The following is a 12,571-nucleotide window of genomic DNA, read 5'->3' on the forward strand; positions in this document are numbered from 1 at the left end:
TATTTCTTAAGTTGATGGGCATGTATGGTGACCCCTGGTATATAAATGAAATTAGATAGTAATAACTATTCAGTATTCTTGTTGTATTATCACCTTGTGTTGGTCGTGAAATACAGAAGAAATGTGTTTGATGATGATATGTCAGACTATGCAAAAGATATGTTTGTTCGACTATCTGAAAACTATAACATCACATTAGTTGAATGGAATCATGATGTAGACCATGTTCATATTTTGTTCAAGGCACACCCTAATACAGAAATGACAAAATTCATCAATGCTTATAAAAGTGCAAGTTCTCGACTTATTAAAAGAGACTTTCCACAAGTGAAAAAGAAACTTTGGAAAGAGATGTTTTGGTCAAGAAGTTTTTGCTTGCTAACTACTGGTGGTTCGCCAATAGACGTAGTAAAAACATATATTGAAAATCAAAGTGAAAAGTGAGGTGAAATGATATGACAAAGCAGAATAAAGCATATAAATTCCGTTTGTATCCAACAGAAGACCAAGCACATCTTATGCGTAAAACCTTCGGTTGTGTACGTTTCGTGTATAACCGAAGGTTAGCTGAACGGAAAAAAGCGTATGAAAAACATAAAGCAAAATTTGAGTGGTTAAAAGAAGTGGATTCATTAGCTTTGGCAAATGCTCAACTAAACTTGCAAACTGCCTATAAAAATTTCTTTCGTGGTCAAAATGACTTCCCAACATTCAAAAGCAAAAAAGACAGAAAATCTTATACTACGAATGTAGTAAACGGAAATATCATGTTGCTGAATGGTCATATCAAATTGCCAAAACTGAAAATGGTACGTATCAAACAGCATAGAGAAATACCACAAGACCATATAATCAAGTCATGTACGATTTCTATGACACCTACTGGTAAATACTATGTGTCCATTTTGACTGAATACGAAAAAGAGATCGTACAAAAAGAAGTAGAAACAGTTGTTGGATTAGACTTTGCGATGGATCAATTATACGTCAGTTCTGAGGATGAGAGAGCCAATTATCCTAAGTTCTATCGTGAAATGTTAGACCAGTTAGCAAAGGCTCAACGAGTATTATCAAGACGTACAAAAGGTTCAGGGCGTTGGAATAAACAACGTATCCGTGTAGCTAAGCTGCATGAAAAAGTAGCAAACCAACGTAAGAACTTCCTTCATCATAAGTCTAAAGAGTTAGCTGCTCATTTTGATGTTGTAGCTATTGAAGATCTAAATATGAAGGGAATATCGCAAGCACTTCATTTTGGAAAAAGCGTCGCTGATAATGCTTGGGGTATGTTCACTTCTTTCTTAGCTTATAAACTAAATGAACAAGGCAAACAGCTTGTGAAAATAGACAAATGGTTTCCTTCCACAAAAACATGTAGCAGTTGTGGAAATGTGAAAAATATGTCATTGTCTGAGCGAGTCTATTCTTGTATATGCGGTGTAAATCTCGATAGAGATTATAACGCAGCTATCAATATCAAAAATGAAGCAATACGCCTATTAGCGTTAGCATAGATAGCAATAAAATACCCCTTGGAACAAGGGAGTTAGCTCGGCTGTCTTAGGACGAATTCGTTAGCTACCAAAAGTAACGACTAACCGAGAAGCTCCTACTTCAAACAGTCCGTTAGGACGCTAAGTGGTGGGTAGTTCACTTAACATCTTTGATATCCTGAGTTTTTTGGTCTATTATATTTCCCTCCAATTTCACTAGTAGATACTTAGTTTTGTTAGGAAAGTATTATCATGATATATTTGGATTCTGGTGCAAAAATAGTGGGATATGAAAGAAGAGTAAAAGATTCCTAGCGGAATGGAACGTTATGCTGTTAAACCAAAGAGTTCATTAATTAGATATATCTGCCTTTGGACAGACTTCGCCCCTTGGAGAGTTTGTCCTTTTTTGACCATATGCGTAGCTTCTATTCCAGCAATCATTTTTGTAGCTGTATGCACTGATTACAATCCGAGCATATTCCGAATCCGTTTTTTGATAAACCGTTGGTCTTGTTCAATGATATTGTTTAAATATTTTTTTACACGAATTGGCATACCTTGTGGTATGCACTGTTCGTTTTTAGTTCCCTTATCACAACAGGATAGGCTTTATCTCCATCCGCAGTTATAGAACGAGGTGCTGTGGCATGACAAGAAACCAAGGATTTCTTTAGAAATCGCATGGCAGCTTTGGCATCGCATTTACTACTCAAATAAAAATCAATTGTGTTTCTTTCGGAATCAATCGCACGATATAAGTACATGTTTTCTCCTTTGATTTTGATGTAGGTTTCATCTACTCTCCAAGAGTCATTCGTTCGTTTCAAATGTTTTCGAATACGCTCATTTAATTCAGGTCCATATTGATGAACCCATCGTATAATAGTTGTATGAACCAAGGATAATTCTCTTTCTTCCATCATTTCCATCAAATCACGAAGACTGAGGTTGTACCATAAGTACCAACGTACCGCTAATACAATGATATCAGACTGATAATGTTTCCATTTGAATATATTTTCTTTTTCCATACTGAAATCACCCACCTTTTTAAGTAGTAGTACCAGTATAACCAAGTTTGAAAGACCATTTTCAAATCTTTTAGCTTTTTTGCACCAGAACCTATATTTGAAAATAAATGTACATTATACCCACTTGACTAAATAATATGTTACATTCAAATAATTCCGTATATAAAGCATTTTTTTGAAATGTATTTCCCTTTTAATTTTGATATAATCACAACGTAAAATAGCTGAAATTAACTGTTTAAATATATCAACAAATGTATTGTTAAGATTTGTTGATATTGAATATTCTTATTTTATCTATGAATACTATTTTGTTATTATCTTTATTGATTTGAGTAATAATGAATAAAAGTAATATATAAATTATTACAGAGTAACTGTGATTTTACTCTGTAAAAATAGTCTCTTTAAATTGTAAATAGGGCGGGAGTTGTTGTATTTAGGGCGAATAACATTTATAGCTTTCACATAATGATTTGTACACTAAATAATTTTATGTCAAAATGTGTTACTAGTTTATTAGGAGGGATGAAATGAGGGATTTTTTCAAAGATAATTACAATAATAATGAGTCTAATAGAAAGTTAATGAACTTAATAAGTGAAATAAGTGAATACAAAGGGAAATTAGTCGCGTATCAAGAACAATTGCCTCATATATTTCAGGATTTAGAGGAGAGTATATCCTGTCAATACGTAAAAAATTATAATGATATTTATGTGAAGAAGAAAGTTACAAATATAAGGTTAAAGGAATTATTATTCTATGATGCTGTACCTCAAACTGTCATTGAAGATTCAGTTTTTTGTTATCATCAAGCACTTATCTTAATACAAAAAAAAACTTGTACATTATCGGTAAATCCAGATACCATACTAGAATTACATTTCCAATTATTTAATTATATTACCTCTGATACTGCAAAATGGCGTAAGAAACCACTTTCCATCCTAGGAACACCGGAAAACGGAATTCCTACTATTTGTTACCGCCCCCTACCGCATACACTTATTCCTCAGACTATGGAACAATTATGTAATCAATATAATTGTTTAAGTAGTAGTAAAGAGTTTCACTCACTAATACTGATAGCGCGTTTTATGCTGAATTTTTACTGCATAGTTCCTTTTAACCAAGGAAATGAAAAACTAGCGCTCATGCTAATAAAATTATTATTAAGAAAAAGTGGACATACATTTGTAAAGTATATTTGCTTAGATAAATATTTTGAGAAGAATGAAGTAGAATACTATGACTCACTTTATAAATCATCTGTTAATTGGTACTATAATGAACATAATACTAGCTTTTGGCTACAAACGCTTTTAAATATTATTTTAGAGGCCTATCAAGATTTGTATGATACAATTTTAGATTCCATATACAAGCATACAAAATCAAACGTTTACTAATGAGAATATCCGTGACATATATCCAGATATATCTGAGAGTACTATTAATAAAGCATTGGCTAATCTGCACGCATTAGGTCAAATAAAGTTAGTTTCAAAGGGAAGAACTGCTCATTGGTTGAAAGTTTAGTTGACACTATGTATGATTTAGGTCTATTGCAGGATAGTTTACGTTGAAAAATTCATTTATTCACGCTGCTCCTAATTAGCTCGCTTTCGTTCTGCTGCAGCTTCTATTCACAACGGGGAAGGTGTTACATTTTAGACTTTATTAAATAATCTTACATCTTGTGTTTTTAATGCGGGAATTTCAAAAAACATCCAACCGAAATATTTGTTGCTGTTAAACACTTGCAAATCTATTAAAGAGGGAATTTTTATGTTTAATAATGATATGAAAGCATCTACCAATTGTTTTGAATTATAGTAGGTTTTTCTTCAATAGATTTTATAAAAAACTAAATGTTATATATTCAGGAGTTAGAAATATGCAAGCCAAAGAAAAAAGAATAAAAATTTTAGATTTACAAGATTATCATTGTAAAAAATGTGATTTTTATGGAAAGAGTTATAAATATTGTATAAGTAACTGTTCAATTGGGAAAGAAATCTACCAGTTAGGAATTAAGTTGTTTGAAAATGAAGCAAACCATAAAATAAAAAGAAGGGAAAAGTAGAAGGAACATTGTCGTAAAGCAGTGGTTATGAGAGAACAAGGTATGTCTTACTATCAAATTTCTAAAATCTTGGATTGTGATAGTGGGAGTTTGTATAAATATTTAAAGAAAAGTGATTTTTATAACTAATTCTCACATATTTTATCATAAAAAAGGGAATAAGGAGAGAGTGTGTATAATCAATACCTCATAGAAATTATTGTACATTACCATAAAATTGAGAAAACAAGTTAATACCAAAATGAATAAGTATAATTTTTTGTAATTTGTTAACACAAAACTTTGGGAACGGAACAACTTATAAAAATCCGGGATTTTTTCGATCATTAGAAGAGAAATTTGCGAAAGCACAGTGTATTCTTTCTAGAAGAATGAAAGGATCTTCTCGCTGGAATAAACAACGAGTAAAGGTAGCTAAAATTCATGAATACATATCAAATGCTAGAAAAGATTACTTGGACAAAATTTCAACTGAAATCATCAAAAATCACGATGTTATCGGTATAGAGGATTTGCAAGTATCAAATATGTTAAAGAATCATAAGTTAGCAAAAATAATTAGTGAGATATCTTGGTCACATTTTCGATCAATGTTGGAATACAAAGCAAGATGGTATGGCAAACAAGTCATTGTCGTATCGAAAACATTTGCTTCCAGCCAATTATGTTCTTGTTGTGGATATCAAAATAAAGACGTTAAAAATCTAAACCTACGTGAATGGGACTATCCTTCTTGTCGTACACACCATGATAGGGATATTAACGCAAGTATCAATCTAAAAAATGAAGCGATAAGGCTTCTAAACGCAAGGGCTGTGGGGTTAGTCTAATCAATTAGAGTTCGATAGAACTCTTTACTTAGGAATCCCTCACTTCTAAACGAAGTGAAAGTGGGGGTAGTTCAAATGGAACATCTGGGTATGAAGTTGCTTATTTATATAAGGTGGAAGAAATCTTCTACAAAATGAATATAGCTTGGTCCAATTGAAGAGAGCTGCGGAAACAGTAAGTCTTCAAATAAAAAATGAATTTAAACAAAGGCATTCCTTAGGGGGTGTCTTTGTTTTAAATTCATTTTTTAATAGGGATGAGATGTGAAAATTTTAATGTTTAAACGATAATTATAATGTGCTATGAGTTGAAGGTGAAGATCAAATGAATTATTTACAGAACATTAAAACAATGATGCGAATAAAAGTAGCCCTTTCTTGTCCGAAAAGGATATATTTTTATCGTTTTCCGACAGAAGACTCCTTCCTCAAAAATGTGAAGGTGTAAAACACCAATTTTAGGTGGGAGATGAATGTCGGTTTTCATAAGCCAACATGTTTGCTACCATATACTTGTACAGATTGCTCTTTGAAAACTGAAGATATGAGGTTGGTTGCAGAAAAACGTTGCAACCGTAAAATCTTCAACGTTCTTTCGCCCCACGTTTGCTGAAGTTGCGAAAACCAAGCTAAAGTAGGGAGCGTGGTGAGTCAACGTACAAGATACTTATGTTTTCACCGTAGGGACTACGGACAGAGCCTGCTAAGATAACTGTTGGGTACATCGGTGTTCGCAGGAATCTCCCACTTCAAACAGTCCGTAAGGACGTTAAGTGGTGAGTAGTTCAATTCTTTATACATGTAAAAAGACATGAAAGTAGGATCTAATTCTGGTATGTAAAAAGATGAATTATCAACGGAAGGAATTCATTTAGTACTCATTTTCTTATCCACATATCGAGACAAGAAAATGGGTACTTTTTAAACAGAGACACCAAAGTGGATACCCATAAATCTTTTTTTGACTCATAAACTTGCCAGAAATTTTAATATAAAGCATAAAGTTGTCGTATTTTTTATTAATGTAGCTTGATGGACAGGTGGTGCAACCCTAGTAGATTTTGGGCCTCTCATTGTATCATTATCCTCTAATTATAATATATATACATATGGTATTTAAATTAAATTTTAAAGGAGAAATGTGTTATATGACAAAATTGGAGGAACTAGAAAAAGATTTTGATCAAATGAAACTAGATTTAAAATCTATACAACATGATATAAAAAATTTAGAAACAAGAATACTAGTAGCTGAAAAGGATGTTTTAACTATTAATAAACAATTAGATAAAATTAGTTCAAATACTACATGGATTTTACGATTAATCATAAGTGGATTGTTAACAGGAGCACTTGGTGTAGTAGCAAAAACTCTGTTATAGGAAAAAAGGATGTTGGTCAATCAAAACGATTTAGCGAAGCAAAGAGATTATTTGATTAACTAGCGTGGGAGCCCTTCAAGGATTGAGAGGCTCAAAAGGGACAGTCCTCCATGGTACAATCTTTACCGTTGATGTGGTGTTTGGAATTACCTCCTGTTCTTAACAAGTAATAGGTGAAACGATGTATTCTATTGAACCATAAGTTCGCCAGAAAGCAAAAGAACCATAAGTCTGCCCAAGCGGCAAAAATATGGTTCAAATCAAACAACTAGTAATGAAAAGGAGAATTATTCTATCATTATTAATTTTACATTAAATTCGAGTTTAATTGATAATTGAAGTGTGTTATAATATATATAAAATTTAACGTTAATATTGTGAGGTACATAATGCATTCAAAAACATTTATATATCATATGACTCATTATAGGAATTTATCAAAAATATTATCTTCAAATGGACTCGTGTGTGTCTCAAACATCATGAATAATGGGCAAACATATTGTAATATTGCTAATAATGATATACAAAGCAGACGAGCTTCTTACTCAGTACCAGTAGAACCTTTTGGAACATTACATAAATATGTTCCATTCTATTTCGCTCCAAAATCACCTATGTTATACAGTATCTATAAAGGTAATGTCATACAATATAATGAGGGGCAAGAGCCTCTCATTTATTTTGTATCGTCAGCGCAAAAAATAAAGCAAAACGGGGTTCCTTTTTGTTTTACTGATGGACATGGAATAATGCATTTCACTGAGTATTATAATGATCTTAAAGAATTGCACAACATTGATTGGGATATAATGAAGAGTCAATATTGGCATGACACTATTGAAGACAATGATAGAAAGCGTAGAAGAATGGCAGAATTTCTGGTTTACCAATATGTTCCACTTGACTGTATTATTGGGATTGCGGTCTATAGTCAAAAATATAAAGAAGAAACCGAAAAAATATTAACTGAACATAATGTTTCTTTACCGGTTAAATTAAAACCTAATTGGTATTATTAAGGTGGTGGTAGAAATTGATTAAAATAACAAAAGGCAATTTGTTAGAAGCTGATGCACAAGCTTTGGTGAATACCGTTAATACAGTCGGTGTAATGGGAAAAGGTATCGCCCTTCAATTTAAGCAAGCATTCCCTGAAAATTTTAAAGCTTATCAGAAGGCATGTAAAATTAATCAAGTTCAGCCTGGGAAAATGTTTATATATAAAACACACCTCTTAGGATCACCAGAATATATTATAAACTTTCCAACTAAAAGGCATTGGAAGAATAAGTCAATAATTGAAGATATTAAGAGTGGGCTTATTTCTTTAAGAAATGAAATTATTAATTATAATATAAAATCGATCGCCCTACCTCCTCTTGGATGTGGTAATGGAGGCTTAGATTGGAATGAAGTAAAGCCTTTAATTATAAAGTCATTAGAGGATTTAAATGCTACAGTTTATCTATATGAACCTTCTGGTCACCCAGATCCAAATAGCATGAAAATAGGTACGACTAAGCCAAAAATGACAAAAGCAAGAGCCCTTTTACTATTATTAATGGAGCAATACAGAGCTCCAGGATATCACCTTTCGCTTCTCGAAATACAGAAATTAGCTTATTTTTTACAAGAGTGTGGAGAGCCCCTTCGTTTAAATTTTGTGAAATATAAATATGGTCCATATGCAGAAAATTTAAATCACGTTTTAATTCGTTTAGAAGGACATTATATTCGTGGTTACGGTGATCGAAATTCTAAATCTGATATTAATCTGTTTGAAGATGCAATATTAGAAGCTAACGAGTTTATCTCTCATGATAAAGAATCTTTAAAAAGACTTGAAGAGGTAAAAAATTTAATTGAAGGATTTGAAACCCCTTATGGTATGGAGCTTTTAGCTACTGTACATTGGTCTATAAAGTATGGAAATAATTCAATAATGGATTTCGATGAGATTATCAATTATATCCATAGTTGGAATGTACGTAAAAAACACGTATTTAAAAATAATCATATAAAAAAGACTATGCAGCATCTAGAGATATTTATGCAATAAATTAAAATCTTTTAAAAGTTAATCTAAACGGAAATTCTATATAAAGTTGTTTTCATAAGACTATCAATTAAAATTGTATTTAATGTAAAATTAGACAAATTTATACAAAACAGTACATTGATTATAAAATCCAATGTACTGTTTTGAAGTTTGAGGTGAAAAAATTGAGTAATCGAGAAAAACAAGTGTACCAAGCACGTGTAGAACGTCATAAGGAAAAAATGCCGTGGTATATTATTGAATATATTGAAGAGAAAACGAACCTCTCCCCTGCTACTTTGTATGGGTACTTAATTGAATATGAAATGTTTTTACAATGGTTAATCTCCTCTCGTCTTGCTACAGTAGATAGTAAAGTGGTAACGGAAATACATGAGGTAACAATTGAAACATTGGAACACCTCCCTCTTAAACAAGTAAAAAGGTTTAAAAGTTATTTAGAGAGACAAGGTAACAAAACCAAAGCAGTTATACGGACATTTTCGGCTCTAAAGTCATTATTTAACTACCTAACAAGCAATACTGAGGATGATAATGGAGAATGTTACTTTTATAGAAATGTTATGGCCAAAATGGAAATTCATAAGGAAAAAATTGATGCTGCAGCTAGAGCAAAAGAAATTTCGGAAGTTATTTTTCACAACAATGATGACATTAAATTCATGCGCTTTTTATCTAATGAATATGAGAAAATGTTACAAGAAACCGCACCTGGTAAACTAAGATTTTTTAAACGTGATAAAGAGCGTGATATTGCTATTCTAAGTTTAATCTTGGGTACAGGTCTTCGGGTATCTGAAGCAGCTAGTTTAACTATTTCTAGTATTAATTTTCGTACTCGTTACATCAAAGTTATACGTAAAGGAGATAAAAAATCATCTATTTTGGCTACACAAACCGCTCTAGATGATGTTCAAGAGTATCTTAAAGTACGTGCTAACCGATATAAGTGCCCTGATGATGAGGATATTCTATTTGTAACGAATTATAAAGGCTCATACGCACAAATTTCTGTGAATGCAATACAAAAGCTTACAGAGAAATATACCAGGGCATTTGATGAAAAAAAGAGCCCTCACAAGCTGCGGCATACATACGCAACGAATCATTATAATGAAAACAAAGATCTAGTTTTATTAGCAAATCAAATGGGGCATAATTCGATGGAAACAACATCTTTGTATACAAATATTGATGATTCTAAACGTCGTGAAGCAATTGAGCGATTAGAAAAGCGTCAGTTTGAAGGGAAAAGATGATTTAAGTGATTCTTTTAAATTGAGGGGTTAGAACATTTGATATTAAACTATAATAGCGAATGGGCTTTTAGCTAGCATCCATTCGCTATTTCAATATTTTTTTCTTTGTAAGGCGGTTATTCAAGAGGTATTCTAAATCTTGTTGAAATAGATTAATGCTACAATTCATTTGTAAAATTTTTAATTTATTTGTAGCGTCTTGTCAGTTATGATCAGTAGGTATAGGATACTTGGATAACTATTAGATATTTTCATAAGTTTCCTCCTAAAAAGAAGCTTGACTATCAATTTCTCTAGATTCAAACTTTTTATTTAATTCATTAGGATGGAAGTTGGAAGTGAAAATAGTACTTCTCCCTTGTCTAGATTTAAGAACATTGTAGATGATTTCCGCTCTCCACTCATTTATACTTCCTACTCCTAAATCATCTAAGATTAACATCTCTGATTCATAGATCGCTCTGTATAAATCAGATTCAGAAAAAGGAGTTGCTTTGTCATAAGATTGTTTGAAAAGGCTAAACATAGTAGAGAAATTTATGAATAAAGATGAGATGCCCCCTCTAACAATAGATGGTGTGCAGCACTTGCTAAATGACTCTTTCCCCGTCCTACTTTCTCATATAAGTAAAAAGAATCACCCTTTATAAAACTTGTAACCAGTTCAATAAATTTAGCGGCAGGCTCCCCATATTTTTTATGTCTCCTTGATAAAAATCAAATGAATTTATAGTTGCATCTTTAAGTTCATCATTAATAATAGAAAATTTATTAATAGCTAATAATCGAGCTTTTTGATCATTCTCTCGAACTTGTTTAATTAGCTCGCAATTACAATCTTGTCTAATCTCTTGAATGGTTCCTTGTTAAAATACCCCAAAATCTCTGGTATAAGTGAGCTTAACAATTTTTATTTTTCCACCACACTTTAAACAGCTTCTATAATCAAGAAATTCATTTATAGCCATATTTTGAAAAAAACTCATATCACCAATCTTTTACATATTCTACCCTTCCCTTCTCTAAAATCTTGTACAAACATAAGAGCTTGTGCTTTTAATTTTCTTTTTTGGATTTGTTGACATAATAATTCATCTTCTATTTTTTGCTCTTTTTCTTTTTCTAAGATATCTACTAAATTATTGGGGAAATATAACCAGCCAACAGTGTTAACGATGGCAGTTGATACAATTTTAGAAAGCTCTTCCTCTGTAAAATGTTCTTCATATACGGGAAGTATTCTATTTACACATTTGCGTATATATGCTTCCCCTTTACCAAATTTAGCAAACTTTTTCCCGTGGAATTTTATTGCATTTTCAACAGTCTTTATATTCATAGTGTTTCTCCTTTAATTTATTTTTCGAAAGACCTCATGAAATATATGTAATCTATTATTTCAAAGAATATAAATTATTTTTACTAAAGCTATGATGTACATGATATGGTTTGTTCTAGTTCTATTGATGACACGTTGCATAAGTTTATGTCAGGCTATTATGTATCAAAGGTGTTGCAAAACTAAAATAAATATGCAATGTTATGAATCAGAAAAACTAGCTGAACATGTAATAGATAGCGATTTTGACCATACCAACGTGGCGGTTCCAGCCCTTTATCTTTGTGTTTACTAAACTGTTGTTCAATTTTCCCACGTTCTTTCATCAATTGTTTGCCAAGGATGATTAGTATAAAATGAGATAATATACGGCGATGTGTACTCTTATTTTGTTCACCATTTATCGGATTGATTGGATTCATATCAAAGATGTTACATGTTCGCGCAATTTCATAAATACGTTGACTATCATAAGCAGCATCTGCAATGGAAAATAACACATGTTGGTTTTGTATATCCCGAAGCAATACAGGAGCCATTTTGCTATCATGGACGTTTGCCGTTGTAAACGCGTAAGACAACACAACACCTTCTGGTGTTGAACAAACATGAGCCTTATATCCTTTATACCAACCATAACGGGTCGATTTTCTCCATTTTGCTTGTGAATCATATAAACTACTCCGTAAGGCAGTACTATCGATTAATACACAAGGAATCAGCTCTAAATTTAGTTCCAGAAGAACCTTTCCATGAATGACTGGAATACCCTTTTCACGAAACCAAGTACCTACACGTGAAAAAGTAGAAATGTGGGGAACGAAAGAAAGACCACAAGATGCATGAAATGAAGGATAATGATGCAAAAAACGAGTTAACTTACGCAAAGAATTGATTTGGAATACCGTTTTTATAAAAAAACATTTGAGTAAAGCTTTTCTACAGATTGGAGGACGGCCTGTAATAGTCGGAACGCCTCCAATAGTTAAACTGTCTACATACGTAAATAAACTTTGTAAAATAGATTGATTCTGATCAAAATTGGTTATCATACTAGTAAATCCGTCCTTTCTGGAGATAGTT

General features: G+C 32.2%; 12 protein-coding genes and 2 pseudogenes. 10 read left to right on the plus strand and 4 right to left on the minus strand.

All coding sequences use genetic code 11. From position 1 onward, the window contains the following. Positions 1-45 precede the first annotated feature (45 nt). Both tnpA and NST86_RS32195 read left to right on the plus strand, forming a co-directional pair. Complete coding sequence (gene tnpA / locus NST86_RS32190; protein WP_340935311.1) at positions 46-444, plus strand: IS200/IS605 family transposase; 399 nt, start codon at positions 46-48, stop codon at positions 442-444. An 11-nt stretch (positions 445-455) separates the two neighbouring features. Further along, positions 456-1,514, plus strand: coding sequence for an RNA-guided endonuclease TnpB family protein (locus NST86_RS32195; protein ID WP_340935313.1), 1,059 nt, complete (start codon positions 456-458; stop codon positions 1,512-1,514). Between the two features lie 306 nt (positions 1,515-1,820). Here NST86_RS32195 and NST86_RS32200 read toward each other — a convergent pair. Continuing rightward, positions 1,821-2,527 (minus strand): annotated as a pseudogene (locus NST86_RS32200) (IS6 family transposase). Between the two features lie 533 nt (positions 2,528-3,060). Here NST86_RS32200 and NST86_RS32205 point away from each other — a divergent pair. The 8 genes and pseudogenes from NST86_RS32205 (at position 3,061) to xerS (ending at position 10,149) form a co-directional block, all read left to right on the plus strand. After that, a pseudogene (locus tag NST86_RS32205) lies at positions 3,061-4,069 on the plus strand (Fic family protein). 358 nt (positions 4,070-4,427) lie between these two features. Then, positions 4,428-4,616 (plus strand): zinc-finger domain-containing protein, encoded by a 189-nt coding sequence (locus tag NST86_RS32210; RefSeq protein ID WP_086423904.1) that lies wholly within the window; start codon positions 4,428-4,430, stop codon positions 4,614-4,616. 21 nt (positions 4,617-4,637) lie between these two features. Continuing rightward, the gene (locus NST86_RS35015; RefSeq protein ID WP_423220092.1) at positions 4,638-4,745 is read left to right on the plus strand and encodes a hypothetical protein; all 108 of its coding nucleotides are present in this window, start codon (positions 4,638-4,640) and stop codon (positions 4,743-4,745) included. 116 nt (positions 4,746-4,861) lie between these two features. Then, a complete protein-coding gene (locus tag NST86_RS32215) occupies positions 4,862-5,446 on the plus strand; it encodes a transposase (RefSeq protein ID WP_254914304.1) in 585 nt (194 codons plus the stop codon). 1,148 nt (positions 5,447-6,594) lie between these two features. Further along, complete coding sequence (locus tag NST86_RS32220; RefSeq protein ID WP_086423906.1) at positions 6,595-6,828, plus strand: hemolysin XhlA family protein; 234 nt, start codon at positions 6,595-6,597, stop codon at positions 6,826-6,828. A 389-nt stretch (positions 6,829-7,217) separates the two neighbouring features. Beyond that, positions 7,218-7,850, plus strand: a complete 633-nt coding sequence (darT, locus tag NST86_RS32225) for a type II toxin-antitoxin system toxin DNA ADP-ribosyl transferase DarT (RefSeq protein ID WP_340935315.1) — start codon at positions 7,218-7,220, stop codon at positions 7,848-7,850. Positions 7,851-7,864: 14 nt separating this feature from the next. Then, a complete protein-coding gene (gene darG / locus NST86_RS32230) occupies positions 7,865-8,890 on the plus strand; it encodes a type II toxin-antitoxin system antitoxin DNA ADP-ribosyl glycohydrolase DarG (RefSeq protein WP_340935317.1) in 1,026 nt (341 codons plus the stop codon). Between the two features lie 164 nt (positions 8,891-9,054). Beyond that, the gene (gene xerS / locus NST86_RS32235) at positions 9,055-10,149 is read left to right on the plus strand and encodes a tyrosine recombinase XerS (RefSeq protein WP_327952496.1); all 1,095 of its coding nucleotides are present in this window, start codon (positions 9,055-9,057) and stop codon (positions 10,147-10,149) included. A gap of 265 nt (positions 10,150-10,414) precedes the next feature. Here the strand turns inward: xerS and NST86_RS32240 are convergent, their stop codons facing one another. From NST86_RS32240 to NST86_RS32250, 3 genes are all read right to left on the minus strand, one after another. Continuing rightward, positions 10,415-10,720 carry a hypothetical protein gene (locus NST86_RS32240; protein WP_327952514.1) on the minus strand — a complete coding sequence of 102 codons (306 nt, stop codon included), beginning with the start codon at positions 10,718-10,720 and terminating at the stop codon, positions 10,415-10,417. 411 nt (positions 10,721-11,131) lie between these two features. Beyond that, complete coding sequence (locus NST86_RS32245) at positions 11,132-11,488, minus strand: hypothetical protein (RefSeq protein WP_327952497.1); 357 nt, start codon at positions 11,486-11,488, stop codon at positions 11,132-11,134. Positions 11,489-11,670: 182 nt separating this feature from the next. Next, the gene (locus NST86_RS32250) at positions 11,671-12,540 is read right to left on the minus strand and encodes a transposase (RefSeq protein ID WP_327952498.1); all 870 of its coding nucleotides are present in this window, start codon (positions 12,538-12,540) and stop codon (positions 11,671-11,673) included. Between the last annotated feature and the right edge of the window lie 31 nt (positions 12,541-12,571).

The sequence above is a fragment of the Bacillus sp. FSL L8-0199 genome (assembly GCF_038005705.1).
Classification (GTDB): domain Bacteria; phylum Bacillota; class Bacilli; order Bacillales; family Bacillaceae_G; genus Bacillus_A; species Bacillus_A cereus.